General features: G+C 59.6%; 19 protein-coding genes. 6 read left to right on the top strand and 13 right to left on the bottom strand.

Annotation, left to right across the window (positions count from 1 at the left end):
- The first annotated feature begins 134 nt into the window (after nucleotides 1-134).
- The 4 genes from BFC21_RS00480 (at nucleotide 135) to BFC21_RS00495 (ending at nucleotide 2,418) form a co-directional block, all read left to right on the top strand.
- Nucleotides 135-854 (top strand): FKBP-type peptidyl-prolyl cis-trans isomerase, encoded by a 720-nt coding sequence (locus BFC21_RS00480; protein ID WP_016780136.1) that lies wholly within the window; start codon nucleotides 135-137, stop codon nucleotides 852-854.
- A 413-nt stretch (nucleotides 855-1,267) separates the two neighbouring features.
- Nucleotides 1,268-1,609 carry a helix-turn-helix transcriptional regulator gene (locus BFC21_RS00485; protein WP_088379375.1) on the top strand — a complete coding sequence of 114 codons (342 nt, stop codon included), beginning with the start codon at nucleotides 1,268-1,270 and terminating at the stop codon, nucleotides 1,607-1,609.
- Nucleotides 1,606-1,974 carry a hypothetical protein gene (locus tag BFC21_RS00490; protein WP_016780139.1) on the top strand — a complete coding sequence of 123 codons (369 nt, stop codon included), beginning with the start codon at nucleotides 1,606-1,608 and terminating at the stop codon, nucleotides 1,972-1,974. Before BFC21_RS00485 ends, BFC21_RS00490 begins: the two co-directional genes overlap by 4 nt.
- The gene (locus tag BFC21_RS00495; protein WP_088379376.1) at nucleotides 1,975-2,418 is read left to right on the top strand and encodes a tetratricopeptide repeat protein; all 444 of its coding nucleotides are present in this window, start codon (nucleotides 1,975-1,977) and stop codon (nucleotides 2,416-2,418) included. It begins immediately after the preceding gene.
- Nucleotides 2,419-2,473: 55 nt separating this feature from the next.
- On the opposite strand, the gene BFC21_RS00500 is transcribed toward BFC21_RS00495, so the two are convergent.
- A complete protein-coding gene (locus tag BFC21_RS00500) occupies nucleotides 2,474-4,555 on the bottom strand; it encodes a carboxy terminal-processing peptidase (protein WP_177342574.1) in 2,082 nt (693 codons plus the stop codon).
- A 139-nt stretch (nucleotides 4,556-4,694) separates the two neighbouring features.
- On the opposite strand from BFC21_RS00500, the gene BFC21_RS00505 reads away from it, so the two are divergent.
- Complete coding sequence (locus BFC21_RS00505) at nucleotides 4,695-5,657, top strand: NAD(P)H-quinone oxidoreductase (protein ID WP_120265502.1); 963 nt, start codon at nucleotides 4,695-4,697, stop codon at nucleotides 5,655-5,657.
- A 105-nt stretch (nucleotides 5,658-5,762) separates the two neighbouring features.
- Here the strand turns inward: BFC21_RS00505 and BFC21_RS00510 are convergent, their stop codons facing one another.
- The 6 genes from BFC21_RS00510 to BFC21_RS00535 form a co-directional block, all read right to left on the bottom strand.
- Nucleotides 5,763-6,416, bottom strand: coding sequence for an HAD family phosphatase (locus tag BFC21_RS00510; RefSeq protein WP_088379378.1), 654 nt, complete (start codon nucleotides 6,414-6,416; stop codon nucleotides 5,763-5,765).
- Nucleotides 6,417-6,450: 34 nt separating this feature from the next.
- Nucleotides 6,451-7,440 (bottom strand): ABC transporter ATP-binding protein, encoded by a 990-nt coding sequence (locus BFC21_RS00515; RefSeq protein ID WP_016780144.1) that lies wholly within the window; start codon nucleotides 7,438-7,440, stop codon nucleotides 6,451-6,453.
- Entirely contained in the window at nucleotides 7,437-8,237 is an 801-nt protein-coding gene (locus tag BFC21_RS00520) for an ABC transporter permease (RefSeq protein WP_088379379.1), read from the bottom strand. Before BFC21_RS00520 ends, BFC21_RS00515 begins: the two co-directional genes overlap by 4 nt.
- The gene (locus BFC21_RS00525) at nucleotides 8,224-9,060 is read right to left on the bottom strand and encodes an ABC transporter permease subunit (RefSeq protein ID WP_016780146.1); all 837 of its coding nucleotides are present in this window, start codon (nucleotides 9,058-9,060) and stop codon (nucleotides 8,224-8,226) included. The genes BFC21_RS00520 and BFC21_RS00525 overlap by 14 nt, the downstream gene beginning before the upstream one ends.
- Nucleotides 9,057-9,872, bottom strand: a complete 816-nt coding sequence (locus BFC21_RS00530; RefSeq protein ID WP_088379380.1) for an alkaline phosphatase family protein — start codon at nucleotides 9,870-9,872, stop codon at nucleotides 9,057-9,059. The genes BFC21_RS00525 and BFC21_RS00530 overlap by 4 nt, the downstream gene beginning before the upstream one ends.
- A gap of 136 nt (nucleotides 9,873-10,008) precedes the next feature.
- Nucleotides 10,009-11,076 carry an ABC transporter substrate-binding protein gene (locus tag BFC21_RS00535; protein WP_016780148.1) on the bottom strand — a complete coding sequence of 356 codons (1,068 nt, stop codon included), beginning with the start codon at nucleotides 11,074-11,076 and terminating at the stop codon, nucleotides 10,009-10,011.
- 346 nt (nucleotides 11,077-11,422) lie between these two features.
- Between BFC21_RS00535 and BFC21_RS00540 the strand changes: the two genes are divergently transcribed.
- Nucleotides 11,423-12,142 (top strand): UTRA domain-containing protein, encoded by a 720-nt coding sequence (locus BFC21_RS00540; RefSeq protein ID WP_095004175.1) that lies wholly within the window; start codon nucleotides 11,423-11,425, stop codon nucleotides 12,140-12,142.
- A 142-nt stretch (nucleotides 12,143-12,284) separates the two neighbouring features.
- Here BFC21_RS00540 and BFC21_RS00545 read toward each other — a convergent pair whose 3' ends face one another.
- The 6 genes from BFC21_RS00545 to minD all read right to left on the bottom strand — a co-directional run bounded on the left by BFC21_RS00545 (nucleotide 12,285) and on the right by minD (nucleotide 18,230).
- Nucleotides 12,285-14,444 carry a mechanosensitive ion channel domain-containing protein gene (locus BFC21_RS00545; RefSeq protein WP_016780150.1) on the bottom strand — a complete coding sequence of 720 codons (2,160 nt, stop codon included), beginning with the start codon at nucleotides 14,442-14,444 and terminating at the stop codon, nucleotides 12,285-12,287.
- Nucleotides 14,445-14,559: 115 nt separating this feature from the next.
- Complete coding sequence (locus BFC21_RS00550) at nucleotides 14,560-14,742, bottom strand: hypothetical protein (RefSeq protein ID WP_016780151.1); 183 nt, start codon at nucleotides 14,740-14,742, stop codon at nucleotides 14,560-14,562.
- A gap of 213 nt (nucleotides 14,743-14,955) precedes the next feature.
- On the bottom strand, nucleotides 14,956-16,245 hold the full coding sequence (locus BFC21_RS00555) for a M18 family aminopeptidase (RefSeq protein WP_086796162.1): 1,290 nt from the start codon (nucleotides 16,243-16,245) through the stop codon (nucleotides 14,956-14,958).
- A gap of 188 nt (nucleotides 16,246-16,433) precedes the next feature.
- On the bottom strand, nucleotides 16,434-17,069 hold the full coding sequence (locus BFC21_RS00565; protein ID WP_016780153.1) for an RluA family pseudouridine synthase: 636 nt from the start codon (nucleotides 17,067-17,069) through the stop codon (nucleotides 16,434-16,436).
- Nucleotides 17,070-17,159: 90 nt separating this feature from the next.
- Nucleotides 17,160-17,414, bottom strand: a complete 255-nt coding sequence (gene minE, locus BFC21_RS00570; protein WP_016780154.1) for a cell division topological specificity factor MinE — start codon at nucleotides 17,412-17,414, stop codon at nucleotides 17,160-17,162.
- A gap of 3 nt (nucleotides 17,415-17,417) precedes the next feature.
- The gene (minD, locus tag BFC21_RS00575; RefSeq protein WP_029611321.1) at nucleotides 17,418-18,230 is read right to left on the bottom strand and encodes a septum site-determining protein MinD; all 813 of its coding nucleotides are present in this window, start codon (nucleotides 18,228-18,230) and stop codon (nucleotides 17,418-17,420) included.
- Nucleotides 18,231-18,337: the final 107 nt, after the last annotated feature.

Here is an 18,337-nt window from a genome sequence, read left to right on the forward strand (position 1 = left end):
TAAAATGAATTGTTATTAATGCATGAACTTATCCACCAATTGCCTATCTTATCCCGGTAGCCATTGGTCGCGGCCGCCTGATAAGCTCGCGGCTTTATTCGATTGCCCATTTGGCGCATGAACAAGGAAATAGCATGAAACAGCATCGGTTGGCGGCAGCTGTGGCCCTGGTAAGCCTGGTACTGGCGGGTTGTGATTCGCAGACCAGCGTAGAGCTGAAAACTCCGGCGCAAAAAGCCTCGTACGGCATTGGCCTGAACATGGGCAAGAGCCTGGCTCAAGAAGGCATGGACGATCTGGATTCCAAGGCCGTAGCCCAGGGCATCGAAGATGCCGTTGGCAAGAAAGAGCAAAAGCTCAAGGACGACGAGCTGATCGAAGCGTTCGCAGCCCTGCAGAAACGTGCTGAAGAACGCCTGACCAAAATGAGCGAAGAAGCCTCTGCTGCAGGCAAAAAATTCCTCGAAGAAAATGGCAAGAAAGCTGGTGTTGTCACTACCGCTTCTGGCTTGCAATACGAAGTCATCAAGAAAGCCGATGGCCCTCAGCCAAAAGCGACCGATGTAGTGACTGTTCACTACGAAGGCAAGTTGATCGATGGCAAGGTGTTCGACAGCTCGGTTGAGCGCGGCAGCCCGATTGATCTGCCGGTGAGCGGCGTGATCCCGGGTTGGGTTGAAGGCCTGCAACTGATGCACGTTGGCGAGAAGTACAAGCTGTACATCCCTAGCGAACTGGCTTACGGCGCGCAAAGCCCGAGCCCGGCAATCCCGGCCAATTCGGTGCTGGTATTCGACCTGGAGCTGCTGGGCATCAAAGACCCTGCAAAACCAGAACAAGACGCTGCTCAGTAAGCAGCCTTTTGTACGCATAACGCCCCGTCTCGACGGGGCGTTGTCGTTTCTATAGCCTGCATTCTGTATTTGTAGGCATTGCCCTACAGAACTTCAAAGGCCCACAAGTTCCCTTGGCTAGTAGTTGCTGACTGCCAAGTCAATGAATTTGTGGGTTTTTTTATGTGTGTAAAAAATGCCCGATCTGAGTCCAGCCCTTATGGGGCGGGCCTTTCAGGGGCGAAAAGCAGCTCTGTTCACAAGGTTATCCACAATTTGTGTGGATAACATTTACAGGAAATGACGGCGTTTTCGGCTGTTTTCACAAAATATTCACTTTTGTTTGAAAACCCAGAGACCTTGGCGGCTGATAGGATTAAGCTCAAAGGGAAAGTTCTGACTCGATTTATGAAAAAGTCTGACGGGGTTTAGTGATGGATCTTCAAATCATCAAGCGTAATGGTGAGCCTGAATACGCCGTTCTTTCGTGGGAGAGTTATCAGGCACTGCTCAAGGCTGCCGGATTCCAGGAGCCACTTGCCGAACCTGACAAGGTTCTGCAGCCCCCTGCAGCCGAGCAGGAGCACCCCGGACTCGATCAGTTGCGCCGCCTGCGCGAACACAAGGGCCTGGCCCTTGAGGCGCTGGCACGCACGGTAGGCATTAGTCCGTCATATCTGGCAATGATCGAAACCGGCGAGCGTCTGCCCGACCTCGCCATCCGTCGCAGCTTGGCCTGGGAGTTGGGTATCGCAGGCTGGAGGGAAGCATCATGAGCGTACGCATCAGTCGTCAACACTGGGATGGGTTGTTGGCTGAGCTGGATCAGGCGCGTCGACAGCGTCACTTGTTGACATACCGGGCATTGCTGGAGCGTTTGCAACTGCCGAGCCCGGCCATGTTGACCCTGACCGCAGCTCTTGAACATCTGGCGGCGATGGATGCCAAGGCCGATCAACCCTTGCGCAGTTCGCTGGTGATCAGCCAGGGCGCAAGCCGCTTGCCGCGCACCGGTTTTTTTGAATGCGTGGAACGGCTCGGACGTTTCCCCGGCCCGCCGGATGGTATTGCCGCTGCATCCTGGCATGCTTCTGAGGTGGTGCGGGTCTTTGAGCACGCCTATGAGCATGAGGAAGCCTGAGTGTTCTGGCGGCTCAAGGCGCGCCTGGGCTATGCGCTGGCGCGCAAGCTGTTTCACTGGCCCTGGTGTATTCGTCAGCCGCGTCTCTGGCACTGGATGGAAGGGCAGTTTGCGCGCGCGGCCAACCTGGGCGATACCCGTGCGCAAAGCTTCTATGGGCATATCCTGGCCTTTCGCGGCCAAGGGTTGGGTGCCAGGGAGGAGGGCGTGCGCTTGTTGCGCCTGGCGGCGCTGAGCGGCGATGGCAAAGCGGCATACCAGGTGGGTGTTTTCAGCCTGGCGGGTACGCCGATAAAACCGCCGGATGCTTCTGAGGCGGCCCGCTGGTGGACGTTGGCGGCAAAAGCCGGGCACCCCCTGGCAGCACACAAGCTAGCGACCCTGTACCAGCAGGGTGGCCCGGGATTGCTGGCCGATCCTGAACTGGCCAGGCAGTATCGCTAGGCAATAAAAAGGGCGGGCCGCATTACGCGGCCCGCCCTTTTTTATCGCCGTTGAATTACTTCTTGGCGACCTGGGAGCTGAGCTTGAGGTAGTCCAGCAACACCCGCCCGGTTTCACTCAGGTAGGCGTCGTCTTCCGGCTTGGTCTTTTCAGGTTCCACCGGCAGCGCATCTTCGTCTTCTTTCTTCATTTCCTTGAGTGGCGCTTCACCCTTGGCCTGGCGACGGGCGTTTTCCATCACCAACTGCTTGGCATCAATGTCGGCATGCTGGGCGCGGCGCTCGGCTTCGTTGAGGCTGACGGTCTTCTCGGCCATCAGCTTCTCGGCCAGGGCCAGCTTGTCGCGGATAAAGATAAACTCGGCATCCTTGGCCACCCGTGCTTCGTGCTCGGCCTTGAGCTTGTCGATATAAGGCTTGAACGGGTCGACAGCGGGCTTGATCGCCGGGCGGATGGTGTCCCACGGCATGGCTTCAGGCAGTGCGCTTTCGCCGATTTCCTTGGTGTCGATAATCGACGGGAAGGCGACGTCAGGCAGCACGCCCTGATGCTGGGTGCTCTGGCCGGAAACCCGGTAGAACTTGGCCAGGGTCAGTTTCAGCTCGCCGTGGTTCAGCGGCTGGATGGTTTGCACCGTCCCTTTGCCGAACGTCTGGCCACCCACAATCAGTGCGCGATGGTAGTCCTGCATGGCACCGGCAAAAATCTCCGAGGCTGAAGCTGACAGGCGGTTGACCAGCAATGCCATCGGGCCTTTGTAGAAAGCACCCGGGTTCTCGTCTTCCAGCACGTCGACCTTGCCGTCGGCGTTACGCACCAGTACCGTCGGGCCTTTATCGATAAACAGGCTGGTCAGCTCGGTGGCTTCCTGCAACGAGCCGCCACCGTTGTTGCGCAGGTCGATAATCACGCCATCGACTTTTTCCTTCTGCAACTCGGTCAGCAGTTTCTTGACGTCGCGGGTGGTGCTCTTGTAGTTCGGATCGCCCGCACGGAACGCCTTGAAGTCCAGGTAGAACGCCGGAATTTCAATGACGCCCAGCTTGTAGTTCTTGCCATCCTGCTTGAGGTTGAGGATCGACTTTTTCGCCGCCTGCTCTTCCAGCTTCACCGCTTCGCGGGTGATGGACACGATCTTGCTGGTCTGGTCGTTGGGCGCGTTGCTCGCCGGAATCACTTCCAGGCGCACCACAGAGCCTTTGGGGCCACGGATCAGCTTGACCACTTCGTCCAGGCGCCAGCCGATCACATCGACCATTTCCTTGTCGCCCTGGGCCACGCCAATGATTTTGTCGGCCGGTGCCACCTGCTTGGTCTTGTCGGCCGGGCCTGCCGGCACCAGGCGGACAATTTTCACCTGGTCGTTGTCGCTCTGCAGCACGGCGCCGATGCCCTCAAGGGACAGGCTCATGTTGATGTCGAAGTTTTCCGCGTTATCTGGCGACAGATAATTGGTGTGCGGATCGTAAGACATGGCGAAGGTGTTGATATAGGCCTGGAAGATGTCTTCGCTGCGGGTCTGGTCAAGGCGCGACAATTGATTCTTGTAGCGCTTGGTCAGCAGTTCCTGGATTTTTGCAGGTTCTTTACCGGCAATTTTCAGGCGCAGGACTTCGTCCTTGATGCGTTTGCGCCACAGGTCATTGAGTTCGGCTTCAGTCTTAAGCCACGGAGCGTCCTTGCGGTCGATCTCCAGGGTTTCCTTGGCATTGAAGTCCAGCGAGTCAACACCCTTGTTCAGCTCGGCAAGGGCAAAGTCCAGGCGCGATTTGACGCGGTCCAGGTAGCGCTTGTAGATGGTGAAGCCGGGGTTCAGGTCACCGCTCTTGAGGAAGTCGTCAAACTGGAATTTCCATTTGTCGAATTCGGCAATGTCGCTGGCCAGGAAATAACTGCGCGAAGGGTCGAGCAGCTTGAGGTAGCTGTCATAGATGATCGCCGAGCGGGCGTCGTCCAGTGGTGGCTTGCTGTAATGATGGCGCTTGAGCAGCTCAACGACGTTAAGACTGGCAATCACCTCATCACGATCGGGCTGAAGGTTATCCCAACTGTTAGCGGCGAACGTATTGGCCGAAAACGGCAAAACGCCTAGGCCAATGAATAGGGCAAGTGCGGTGCTAGGGAATAAATGCTTCATGCTGATTCGACGCGGGGGCAATTGATAACGCATATTAGGCCGTCTTTGAAGTCGCCGGTTCCATCAAGGACCGGTCGCATAATGCAAAAAGCCCGGTGCAACAGCTCCGGGCTCAGTCCAGACTCACTATGGAGGCACTGTGAAAGCATTGCAAGGCGTTGAAGGTCAAGTGTCATGGGTTGAAGAGCCAAGCCCTACCTGCGATGTAGGGCAAATCCGTATTCGTGTGGCCGCTGCCGGGCTTAATCGGGCAGACCTGTTACAAAGCGCAGGCTTGTATCCGCCACCGCCGGGAGCCAGTCAGGTATTGGGCCTGGAGTGTTCCGGGGTGGTCAGTGAAGTGGGCCCGGGTTCGTCGTGGCAGGTTGGCGACAGGGTGTGCGCGCTGTTGGCGGGTGGCGGCATGGCAGAAGAGGTGGTGGTGGATGCCCGTCACGCGCTGCCGGTGCCTGAAGGTTTGTCGCTGGTTGAAGCCGCAGCCCTGCCCGAGGTGTACAGCACGGCGTGGCTGAATCTGTTTCAGCTGGCGGCGCTGCAGCCGGGCGAGAAGGTGTTGTTGCATGCTGGCGCCAGTGGAGTTGGTTCAGCGGCCATTCAGCTGTGCAAGGCCTTTGGCAGCCCGTGCTGGGTGAGCGTGGGTTCGGCTGAGCGTCTGGCTTACTGCCAGGCACTGGGCGCCCAAGGTGGCGTAGTCCGCACCGACGGGCTGGACAGCCTCAAGGCGCTGGGGCCATTCGATGTGGTGCTGGACCCTGTGGGGGCCAACTATGCCGAATCCAACCTTAAGCTGCTGGCTCAGGACGGGCGCTGGGTGTTGATCGGTCTGATGGGCGGTCGCAAGGCCGAGCTGGATCTGGCATTGGTGCTGGGCAAGCGTATCCAGTTGCTGGGTTCGACCCTGCGTAGCCGCAGCGACCAGTTCAAGGCGGATTTGCTCAGTGACCTGGGGCAGCAGGTGTGGCCGTTGTTCACCGAGGGCCGCTTGAGCCCGCAGTTGGCCAGGACCTTCCCGATTGCAGAGGCGCAGGCGGCGTTTGCCGAACTGGCCAGCAATCAGGTGTCGGGCAAGTTGGTGCTGGTGATAGACAGCAGCTTGACCTGACCCCTCCTGTGGGAGCTGGCTTGCCTGCGATACAGGCGATTGGGTCTGGCAGGCCAATCGCGGTGATGCCATCGCGAGCAAGCCCGCTCCCACAGTTTCAGGGGGTCATTTCCAGTGATGAATCGGCCAGCCGGCCTTTTCAGCCTGTTCGCGCAGCACCGGGTCGGGGTTCACTGCATGGGGGTGATCGACCTTGAGCAGCAGCGGCAAGTCGTTACGTGAATCGGAGTAAAAACTCGCGCCTTCAAGGTTCTCTTCCTGCTCATCCAGCCATTCCAGCAAACGGATGATCTTGCCTTCGCGGTAGGTCAACGTCCCCACGGTCTTGCCGGTGTAAAAACCGTGGGCCACTTCCAGCTCGATACCCAGCACCTCATCAATACCCAGGCGCTCGGCAATGGGCTTGACCAGGTGGGTACCGGAGGCCGAAATCACCAGGATCCGGTCGCCGGCCTTGCGGTGTGCAGCAATGGTTCGGGTTGCGTCACTGAAGATGATCGGTTCGATATAGTCTTCAACCCACGGTTCGACCAGGTGCGCGACTTCTTCAGGGGTGCGGCCAATCAAGGGTTCCAGGCTGAAGGCCATGTAGTCTTCCATCGCCAGTTCGCCCCGGCTGTAAGCCGCCATCAGTTCATTGTTGCGCTGCATGAACGACTTTGGGTCAACCCAGCCCAGGCGGCCCATCTGCTCGCTCCAGAGGGTGGCGCAGTCGCCATGAATCAGGGTTTCGTCCAGATCAAAAATTGCCAAGGCCATCAGCGCGAATCTCCCTTTATTGAATTCAGAAACATCAGGCTACCTCACAAAGGGTGCTCGGATCGATGGACAGCGCCACGCGCTGACCGTCCGGGTACAAGTCACCGGGCGCGCGGTTGAGTACGTCGACAATCAATTGCACGCCACGCACCTCGACGCGATAGCGGATCACGTTGCCCAGCAAGCTGTGGTTCAGAATCACTCCGTCAGGTTCACCCTGCACGCTCAGGCCCAGGGTTTCGGGGCGAATGGCGATGCGGCTGCTGACCGGGCGCTGCAACAGGCGGCTGGCGGTGTCGGCGTCGAGCAGATTGTAGTTGCCGATAAAGCCTGCGGCAAAGGCATCCGCCGGGGCTGCATAGAGTGTCTGGGCATTGCCGCTCTGGACAATGTGGCCCTTGTTCATCAGGAAGATACGGTCACTCATCACCAGTGCTTCTTCCTGATCGTGGGTCACGAAAATCGTGGTCAGGCCCAGCTCGCGCTGGATGGTGCGGATCTGTTCGCGCAGGTGTTTGCGAATCCGTGCATCGAGCGCCGACAGCGGTTCGTCCAGCAGCAACAGGCGCGGGCGTGTCACCAGTGAACGGGCCAGGGCCACGCGCTGGCATTGGCCCCCCGACAGCTGGTGCGGGTAGCGCTTGGCGAAGTCATTCAACTCCACCAGTTGCAGCGCCTCGGCCACGCGCTTGTGGCTGTCGTTGGCACTGACCTTTTGCATGCGCAGGCCGAAGGCCACGTTCTGCTCGACGGTCATGTTGGGGAACAGCGCATAGCTCTGGAACACCATGCCGATGCCGCGCTTTTGCGGGCTCAGGGGCACGATGTCCTGGCCGTCGAGAAGGATCTTGCCGCCATCTACCGGCGTCAGCCCGGCGATGCAGCGCAGCAGCGTGGACTTGCCGCAACCGGACGGCCCGAGCAGGGTGACGAATTCGCCTTTGGCGATGCTGCAATTGATATCGCTGAAAACCGGGGTGCCGGAATAGGATTTTTGCAGGTGTTCAACGCTGACGAAGCTCATTGGCTTTTGTCCTTGTTCAGGAAGGTGGCAACCCAGGTCAGCACCAGTACAAAGAGGAAGTAGGAAATGACCAGCGCGCTGGTGAAATGGCCGCTGCTGTTGCGCATGTTGTTCAGGAACACCTGCAGGGTTTCGTAGCGGGTGCCCACCAGGATATTGGCGAACACAAACTCGCCAAACAGGAACGAGAACGACAGCAGCAGGGCGACCATCAAGCCTTTGCGCAAATTGGGCAGCACCACCAGAAACGCCGCCTGCCAGGTGCTGGCGCCCAGCAGCTGGGCAGCGTCCATCAGGTCGCGCAGGTTGATCGCTTGCAGGTTGTTGGTGATCGCCCGGTACATAAAGGGCAGCGCCACGGTGAAATAACAGCCGATCAGGATCCACGGCGTACCGACCATTTGCAGCGGGCCGGAGCCGTAGAGTTGCAGCAGCCCCACCGACGACACCACTGGCGGCACGGCGAAAGGCAGCAGGATCAGGATGTTCATCAGCGCATCAAGTTTGGGGAAGTGGTAATGCACCACAAACAACAACGGCAGGATCAGCACCACTGACAGCACCAGCGCCGCAACGCAGACCAGCAGCGACTGGCCGAAAGCCTTGAGGAAGCGCGGGTCGCTCCACAGCTGGTCATACCACTTGAAGGTAAACCCGCTGGGCAGCACCGTGGCCGACCAACTGCTGGAGATGGAGTAGATAAACGTGCCCAGCAGTGGCAGCAACAGAATCAGGAACAGCAGCCAGACCACACTGCGGTGGTAAACACTGGCCGAAGGGGTTTCAGCGCGCGACATGGTAGCTCCTCTTTAACAGCCACTGATGCACCAGGGTCACCAGGGTCATCAGCCCCACCAGGATCACCGCCAGGGCACTGGCCATGTTCGGGTCCAGGCTGATATCCCCCGAGACCATCGCGGCAATGCGGATGGGTAGCACGTTGAAGTTGCCGGTGGTCAAGGCATACACCGTGGCATAGGCGCCCAGGGCGTTGGCCAGCAGGATGACGAAGGTGCCGAGCAGGGCCGGGGTCAGTACCGGCAGGCCGATAAAACGCCAGAATTGCCAGCTGTTGGCGCCCAGCAGGGAGGCCGACTCGCGCCAGTCTTCACGCAGGGCGTCGAAGGCCGGGTAAAGCAGCAGCACGCCGAGGGGGATCTGGAAATAGGTGTAGAGGATGATCAGGCCGGTTTTGGAGTAGAGGTTGAAATCCTCGATGATCCCCGCCTGTTTGAGCATGATCGTGATACTGCCGTTAAAGCCCAGCAGGATGATGAAGGCGAAGGCCAGCGGCACGCCGGAGAAGTTGCTGGTCATGTTGGCGAACGCATTGACGAAATTGCGCAGCCGCGAATCCACCTTGCGCAGCGAATAACTGCCCAGGATCGCAATGACGATGCCGAACAGGCTGGACCAGAAGCTGATCTCCAGGCTGTGCTGGATGGCCTGCAAATAGAATTTGGAATTGAAGATCTTGATAAAGTTGGCCAGGCCCCAGCCGCTTTCTTCCGATTGCACGCTGTGGATCAGCACCCACACCAGCGGAGCGATTTGAAACACGATAAAAAATACCGCGAAGGGCACCAGGCACAGGACTGCAAGCCATTTGCCCCGGGTCATGGTGCGGGCCTCAGCAGCTCGCGGCACAGCGGTTTGTCGTGAGCCACACCGAGCAACTCGCAGATGGTGCCGCACAGCTCGAGCTGTTTTGGCATGACATCCGGGTTGAGGCTAAATGCATCGCCCAGCACAAACAGGGGCACTTCACGTTCTTCGGGCAGCAGGCCGTTGTGGGAGCGGTCGTTGTTCATGCCGTGGTCGGCGGTGACCAGTACTTGGTAGCCGGCCTGCAGCCAGCCTTGCAGGTAGTCGGCCAGGATGATGTCGGCCGAGCGCGCGCTGTTGCGGTATTGCGGGGTGTCGAGGCCGTGCTTGTGCCCGGCGTCGTCGATATTCATGGGGTGGACCAGCAGGAAATCCGGCTTGTGCGTCAACCGCAGGCTTTCGGCGTCGGCGAACAGGTGGGAGTCGGGGTAGTGATCGCTCCAGTAGAAGTGCCCGTGCTGAATCGGCAGATCGGCGGCAACGGTGTGGCGGTCCCGGGCAATCACGAAGGGCGAACGGTTATACAGTTCGCTGACCCAGTGATAGGCGGCAGCCGCAGTGCTCAAGCCAGCTTCGCGGGCGTAATGGAAAACGCTGCGCTGGTTGGACAGGCGCGCCACATTGTTGTGCACGATGCCGCTTTCAATCGGCGGCACGCCGGTCAGGATGCATTCGTAGAGTGGGCGCGAAAGGGCGGGCAACTCGCAGGTGAGCTTGTACAGCGCGGCGCGGTCGGCACTGACATAGGCTTGCAGATGGCCCATTGCCTGGCGGGCGACCTCGTAGTTCAAGCCATCGAGGACTACCAGAATGACGTTGTGTTTCATGTAAGACTCCGCTGGCACAGCGCAAAAGCTGTTGTGGGAGCGGGCTTGCCCGCGATGGGTACAACTCGGCACATCAGCTGGATCGAGTCGATGGCATCGCGAGCAAGCCCGCTCCCACACAGATCAAGGCGCAGGGTTACTGCATATTGATGATGACTTCTTCCTGCCACAGCTGCGGCAAGGCCTTGGAGGTTTTTTCCCAGGCGTCTGCATCCTTGATCGGGGTTACATTCTTGTACTGGTCGTTGGACAGCAGCTTGGCCTGCACATCAGCCGGCAGCTTCAGGTGTTCGGCACGAATCGGCCGGGCATTGCCCCGCGCCAGGTTGGTTTGCCCGGCATCGCTGAAGATGAACTCGCGGGTCAGTTTGGCGGCGTTAGGGTGCTTGGCGTATTTGTTGATGATGGTGGTGTAGCCCGAGATCACCGAACCGTCAGATGGGATCAGCACGACATAGTCATCGGGGTTGGCCATTTTGGCCTTGTAGCTCAGGCCGTTGAAATCCCAGACCACGCCGACTTCCACTTCGCCTTTCTCCATCGTGGCGATGGTCGGGTTAGCCAGTGACAGGCGACCTTGCTTGGCAATGTCGGCAAACATCAACAGGGCCGGTTGCACGTTCTTTTCATCGCCGCCATTGGCAATGGCAGCCGCCAGCACGCCATTGGTGGCTTGTGCCGCGGTGCTGACATCACCGATCGAGACCTTGTATTTACCTGACTTCAGGTCAGCCCACTTGGTCGGCACTTCGGAGCCGTGCAGCAGCTTTTTGTTGACGATAAAGGCGATGGTGCCGGTATAGGCCAGGGCCCAGTTGCCGTCCTTGTCCTTGGCCCAGTCCGGGATCTGCTCCCAGGTGGTCGGCTTGTACGGCTGGGTCACACCCTTGGCCACGGCGATCGGGCCGAAGGCGGCGCCCACGTCACCGATGTCGGCACTGGCGTTGTCTTTTTCCGCGGCAAACTTGGCCACTTCCTGGGCCGAACTCATGTCGGTGTCGATGTGCTTGAGGCCATAAAGCTTGTTGAGGTCGGCCCAAGTGCCTTTCCAGTTGGCCCAGTCATCAGGCATGCCGACGCTGTTGACGGTGCCTTCAGCCCTGGCTGCGGCTTCGAGGGCTTTCAAATCGACATCGGCGGCCATAGCCGATGTGCACAGGGCAATGCTTGAACCTAACAGTGATGCAAGGAAAAACTGTTTCATCCGAAGCTCCTTGGGCGTTTTCAACGCTGGGTTTTATTGCTCTTTTGCGGTGGGTTGGTCTAGGTCAGCAATACCTGAGCCAATTTAAGCCCGGCAGATGACACTTTAATGTCGGCATTGGTTATGCAAGGCATCTCGCCAGCCAGCGTGTGCATTCCGGCTAAGCGTAGACCATCGCACAGGCCCCGGCAGGCAAGGGGGCTGGCGGTTTTCAGGGGGTATGTGGCAGTGCCCTTGTCATCGAACAGTCATATGTTCTGCCTAGGCTGGCAGGCTCAAGGAGCGACTGTTTGACGGTCATGCCTGCCCACATTTGGTGCTGGACTAGTCCAGCCAGGTAACGTTGATGCGAGAAGGTGCACCCAAGGCGGTAACAGCGATCAGTCGCACGCTGCAAGAGCAGATTGAGCACGGCCTGCTGGCGGGTGGCAGTCAGTTGCCGGCCGAGCGCAAACTCAGCGAATTGTTCGCCACCACCCGCATTACCGTGCGCGAAGCGTTGTTGCAGCTCGAATCCCAGGGGCTGGTGTACCGCGAGGAGCGGCGCGGCTGGTTTATTTCACCGCCGCGCCTGGCGTACAACCTGATGCAGCGCAGCCACTTCCATGCAATGGTCACGGCCCAGGGGCGGGTGCCTACCACTGAGGTGATATCGGCGCGCCTGCTGCCGGCCACGGCGGCGGTGTGTGAGCGCTTGCAGTTGCCGGCGTTGTCCAGTGTGATTCAGATCTGCCGGGGCCGGCGGATTGACGGGCGGCTGGTGCTGTATGTGGAGCACTACCTGAACCCGCAATATTTCCCGCAGATCCTTGACCTTGATCTGACGCAGTCGATCACCGAACTCTATGCCCGGCATTATGATTTGCATTACGGCCGGGTGCGTTTTGAGATTGTGCCTACAGCGCTGCCGGTAGAGGCTGCGGCGACACTCAAGGTTTCAACCGGCAGCCCGGGGTTGCGCATTGCCCGGGTCAATTACGACCAGCACGAACGGCTGATCGACTGCGACCTGGAGTATTGGCGACATGATGCGATTCATGTCGGGGTGGATGTGCAGGAGCGCTGATTCCGGCCTGCTATTGGGCGATAGATCACCCCTGTGGGAGCGGGCTTGCTCGCGATGGCATCGACACGGTTCAACTGAAAGAACCTGGCGCCTGCTATCGCGAGCAAGCCCGCTCCCACACCCGTCAGGTGAGTGGCAGCGTTCAATCCTTCTGCAATATCCCGCTCCCCGCCGTCACCACTTGCACGCTCAAGCGCGGGGTGGCCAGGTCCAGCCCGGCTTCATCCAGATGGCGCTTGAGCGACAGGTTAAACGCCCGCGACACTTCCCATTGCTTGATCGGCGCGGTCTTGAAACGGGCGCGCAAAATCGCGCTGCCGGACTCAAAGCTCTCCACACCCTGAATCTCCAGCGGCGACCAGATATTGCGCCGCTGCAGCGGGTCGGTGCGCATCTTTTGCCCCACTTCACGCATCAGTTTGATGGCGTCGTCGATTTCCATGTTGTAGGGGATCGCAACGCGGAAGATGGCGTAGCCAAATTCCCGGGAGTAGTTCTTGATGCTTTTGATTTCACTGAACGGAATGGTGTGCACGATGCCGTCGATATCGCGCAGGCGCACGGTGCGAATGGTCAGCCCTTCCACCGTACCCAGGTGGCCGCCGACATCAACGTAGTCGTCGATGGCCAGGGAGTCTTCGATAATGATGAACAGGCCGGTGATCAGGTCGGCAACCAGTGACTGCGCACCAAAACCGATGGCCAGACCGATCACACCGGCACCCGCCAGCAGGGGGGTGACGTTCATGCCCATATTGGCCAGGGCAACGATCAGCGCAATGATGAAGATCGCGGCAAACAGGATGTTGCGAATCAGCGGCATCATCGTTTGCGCACGCGCATTGGCCAGGCCTTTGCGCGAGCGGGTCAGGGCATGGTGAATGGCTGTGTCGGCGAGAATCCAGATCAGCCAGGCAAACAGCAGTGTGCCACCCAGGCCGAACAGCTTGACGCTGATCTCGTGACCTTCACCCTCGGTGAAACCGATCAGCGACAAGCCCCACACCCGCAGCCCCAGCTCGATAAACACCAGCCACACAATCAGGTGGGCCAAGGTGTAGACGAAACTTTTCAGGCGCTCGGAATACAGCGCATGGCGCTTGTGGCCACGTTGCGGCTTTTGCGCATGGCGGCGTACCAGCCCGTTGATGACCATGCACAGCACCACCAGCACGGTACAGATCAGCGACTGGCGCAGGGCGGTGCTGGTGTCGCCGGCCGAGATAAACGTGGCCGCCAGCGAGATGCCCACCAGAATCAGCGCCGCGATGTACCAGTAAGTGCCGAGGATCTCGATGCTGTCGCTCAGGGCGCGACGGGTCAGGCGCCTGGACAATGGCTGGTTGCGGATCAGGTGGGCGATGGGGCGGCGGAAACGGATGATAAACAGGCCGGTGGACAATGCGGCCATGACATTGGCGAAGGTGGCTGCGGTATGGGCCAGGTGCACGCCAAGGGTGGCCACCAGCCGCGGATCGCTCAGGGCTTCGCCAAAGGCGGCGAAGCTGCCGATCCACCACAGCGGGCGAAATGCCTGGTGCCGCAGGATATGCAGCGCGCGGTGGCGGTGGGGGCCATCGAGCAGCGAGAAGAGGATGACGCAGATGGCCGAGAAACAGGTGCCGATCACCAGCGCGTACGCCAGCACCATTGCCAGGTCCTTGCCCAGTGAAGACGGCAGGGAATAACTCATGTACACCGTGATCATCAGCGCGACCATCCACGGGCCCAGCTTGCGCAAGGCAAAACGCAGCATGTCGACGGCCTTGGGGTGTTGGGGCAATTCCTCGCTCAGGCCAAAACGCAAGCGCACCCGATGGCTGACCCAAATCAGCAGGGCGGCCAGCAGGCTCCAGATCATGATGACCAGGGCAAAGCCAAAGATGATCGGCAGCCATTCATTGGCAGGCAGCATCAATGCCGAAAGCTCTTCCTTGGCCTGGGATATTTCCTTGGTCCAGCGGTAGGTTGGGCTGTCATCCCCGGAAAACTGCTTTTCGAGGTCGGCCAGGGTGCTGCCGATCAGGCCCAACACGCCGATTTCGGCTTCGGGCTGGGCTTTTTTGGTGGCGTCGCGCAGTTTTTTTAGATCGGCCAGCAGCTTGCTGCGCTGCTGGTCGTTTTCGAGGTTCTTGATCACCTCGTCCAGCGACTGGCCCAGTGGCTCGGTGGGTTGCGCCTGGGTTTTATCCGAACTGCCGAGCAAGCCCGGCAAGCCGACGGCCTGCGCCGAAGTCATGGGCAAGAGTGTCAGCAGGCAAACCAGCAGGTAACAGGGCAAGGCGAAAAGACGGGAAAACACTGGGCGACCAACCTCGAGGGGGGTGAATTGGCCGAGTGTACGCTAGGGCTCGTGATCATTCATTTCTTGTCACATAAATAAATGATCGCGGCCCCGGGGCGGAACGGCGTCGGGTCTATTCGTTGAGCTTGGCGAGGATCTTGAACACGATGGTGCCGAAAATCAGCAGCATGCCGGCCCAGATCATCAGCACGCCGATGCCGCTACTGCGTTCGCGAAAGTTGAAGCCAATGGTCAGCAGCAACATGCCGCTGATGATGGGGATCATCATGGAGTGGAATGCAGTGGTTTCGAACATGGTAAGGGGACCTGAACAAATGAATGCCCCAAGTCTAGGTCGGTTTGCGCAGATGTGTGGTGATGTGTATCAAAAATGAATCAAGCGGATGCATACGCCTGTAGTCGCTGCCGCAGGCTGCGAAGGGCGTTGCGGGGGATTTGCGGCGTATTCAAGAAAACGGGGGGCTTCGCCCCCCCTTCGCAGCCTTCGGCAGCGACTACATGTCACCCATCAAGGCAGTTGCTGGCTGGCGTAGAACGCGCTCAACACCTTGACCAGGTGGGCCAGGTCATGGCTGCCGGCCAGTTCGCGGATCGAGTGCATGGCGAAGGTCGGCAGGCCGATATCCACGGTGCGCACGCCCAGGTGGCTGGCGGTGATCGGGCCAATGGTCGAGCCACAGCCCATGTCACTGCGTACCACGAAGCTTTGCACCGGCACTTCCACGGCCATGCACAGGTGGCGGAAGAACCCGGCGGTTTCGCTGTTGGTGGCGTAGCGCTGATTGCTGTTGACCTTGATCACCGGCCCGGCATTGAGCTTGGGCCCGTGGTTGGCGTCGTGCTTGTCAGCGTAGTTGGGGTGAACGCCGTGGGCGTTGTCTGCCGACACCAGCAGGGATTTCTGGATCGTGCGTACGTATTCGTCGCCCTCAGGCAACAGGCGTTGCAGGATCTGCTCCAGCATCGGGCCATCGGCACCGCAGGCCGAGCACGAGCCGACTTCTTCGTGGTCGTTGGCCACGAACAGGCAGGTTTCCTCGGTCTCGGTGGTGAGCAGGGCTTGCAGGCCGGCATAGCACGACAGCAGGTTGTCCAGGCGCGCACCGGCGATGAAATCACCGTTGAGGCCGATCACCGCAGCGCTTTGGGTGTCGTAGAAACTCAGCTCGTAGTCCAGCACCACGTCGGCATTGAGGCCGTGCTCTCGGGCCAGCTGGTCGGTGAGCAGGGCGCGGAAGTCCACGCGCTCATCGCCCGCGACCTGGGCCAGGATCGGTGGCAACTCGGTCTGCGGGTTGATCGCCCAGCCTTCGTTGGCGGCACGGTTGAGGTGGATCGCCAGGTTGGGGATGGTTGCAATCGGCGCCTTGAAATCGATCAGCTGGCTTTCGACCTGGCCATCGCGGCGGAAGGTAACGCGCCCGGCCAGGGACAGGTCGCGGTCGAACCAGGGGGCCAGCAGGGCGCCTCCGTAGACTTCGACGCCCAGTTGCCAGAAGCCCTGGCGTTGCAGTTCAGGCTGGGGCTTGACCCGCAGGCAGGGGCTGTCCGTGTGGGCACCGACCATGCGGATGCCGCCGTGCAGGGGCGAGTGGCGGCCCAGCTTGAAGGCGACAATCGAAGAGTCATTACGGGTGACGTAATAGCGGCCATTGGCTTCGGTGAACCAGGTTTCGCGTTCGTCGAGGCGCTGGTAACCGGCGGCCTCAAGGCGCTGAACAAGACTGGCAGTGGCATGAAAGGGGGTAGGGGAGGCCTTCAGAAAGTCGATCAGGCCTTGGTTCAACTCTTCGCGCATAAGTTACTCCAGACAGCAAGGCCGCGAGTTTAGCGCATTGATCGCAAGATTTGGCCGCCAAATATCCAACGATAAACGGCGGCTCTTGTGGGAGCGGGCTTGCTCGCGATGGCCTCAGCGCGGTGTGCCTGCAAAACCGCGTCGCCTGTATCGCGAGCAAGCCCGCTCCCACAGGGGATGGCATGTATTTAAAACGGTGCCGGGCACTCAAAGCGCAGGCGCTCGCCGGTTTGCGGGTGGGTGAAGCTGAGCATGCTGGCGTGCAGGCACAAGCGCGGCCACGCCGCCAAGGCCTGCGGGTGGGCATACAGGCCATCACCGAGCAACGGGTGGCCGATAGACAGCATATGCACGCGCAACTGGTGCGAACGCCCGGTAATCGGCGTCAGCTCAACCCGGCAGTAATCGCCGCAACGTTCCAGCACTTTCCAGAAGGTCAGCGCATTTTTGCCGAACTCATGGTCGACCACATGCCGGGGTTTGGTCGGCGGGTCGTAGCGCAGGGGCAGGTCGATGCTGCCGCTGTCCAGCTCGGGTTGGCCCCAGGCCAGTGCGGTGTAGGCTTTTTCGGTTTCACGGTCGTGAAACTGACGGGACAATTCGCGGTGAGTGTCGGCATCCCGCGCCAGCAGGATAATGCCGGACGTTTCCCAATCCAGGCGGTGGACAATACGCGCCTCGGGGTAGCCGTTTTCTTGCAGGCGGGTAATCAAGCAATCCTTGTTGTCATCGGCCCGGCCCGGCACCGACAGCAGCAGGGTGGGCTTGTTGACCACCAGAACGCCAGCGTCCTCATGGATGATGTGAATATTGGACAACGGCATTAAAACAGCCTCTTGAAAAACGCCAACGGCGACGAGGGAGCCTCCCCCGCAGGGAAGGCGCCCAAGTCGCCGTGGTGCCCGCCGGATCGATTAACGATCTGGCAGTGTGATGTTGAGTTCCAGAATCGAGCAGCTACCTTCGTTTTCAAGGGCGATCTGTACCGAATCATCGCCGATGTTTACGTATTTGCGGATCACCTCAACCAGTTCCTTTTGCAGGGCAGGCAGGTAGTCCGGGGTGCTGCGTTGGCCACGCTCGTGCGCCACGATGATCTGTAGACGCTCTTTCGCAACCGACGCGGTTGTTGGCGTTTTGCGAGTACGAAAGAAGTCAAAAATGTTCATTGTTTAGTTGCCTCCAAACAGGCGCTCGAAGAATCCCTTCTTCTGTACATCAAGGAACCGATGCTCCACGGTTTTGCCCAGCAGGCGATCAACGGCATCGCTGTAGGCCTGACCGGCGTCGCTCTGATCGTCAAGGATCACCGGCACGCCCTGGTTGGATGCTTTCAGCACGGCCTGGGACTCCGGGATCACGCCCAGCAGGGCCACGGCCAGGATTTCCTTGACGTCTTCAACCCCGAGCATCTCGCCCTTGGACACGCGGTCCGGGTTGTAGCGGGTCAGCAGCAGGTGTTCCTTGATCGGGTCCTGGCCCAGTTCGGCGCGGCGCGACTTGCTGGCCAGCAGGCCCAGCATGCGGTCCGAGTCACGTACCGAGGACACTTCCGGGTTGGTCACCACGACCGCTTCGTCAGCGAAGTACATGGCCAGGTGAGCACCGGTTTCGATACCGGCCGGGGAGTCACAGACCACGTATTCGAAGGTTTCCTTAAGTTCCATCAGAACTTTTTCGACGCCTTCCTTGGTCAGCGCATCCTTGTCACGGGTCTGGCTGGCGGCCAGCACGTAGAGGTTTTCCAGGCGCTTGTCTTTGATCAGGGCCTGCTGCAGGTTGGCTTCGCCGTTGACCACGTTGACGAAGTCATACACCACGCGGCGCTCGCAACCCATGATCAGGTCGAGGTTACGCAAGCCAACGTCGAAGTCGACGATCACTGTTTTGTGGCCGCGCAGAGCGAGGCCGGTACCGATAGCGGCGCTGGTGGTGGTCTTACCCACACCACCCTTGCCGGATGTAACCACTAGAATCTTGGCCAAGGTGTTTCACCCCTAAGGAAAAAGGACTTTTTAGCCCCTGAATAACATCTCTACTGACGACTGCAGGTGAACAGCCCTGGCGGGCATTGGCCCCACAAGGAAAAGAC

It is taken from the genome of Pseudomonas sp. TMW 2.1634 (assembly GCF_001703595.1).
GTDB lineage: Bacteria > Pseudomonadota > Gammaproteobacteria > Pseudomonadales > Pseudomonadaceae > Aquipseudomonas > Aquipseudomonas fragi.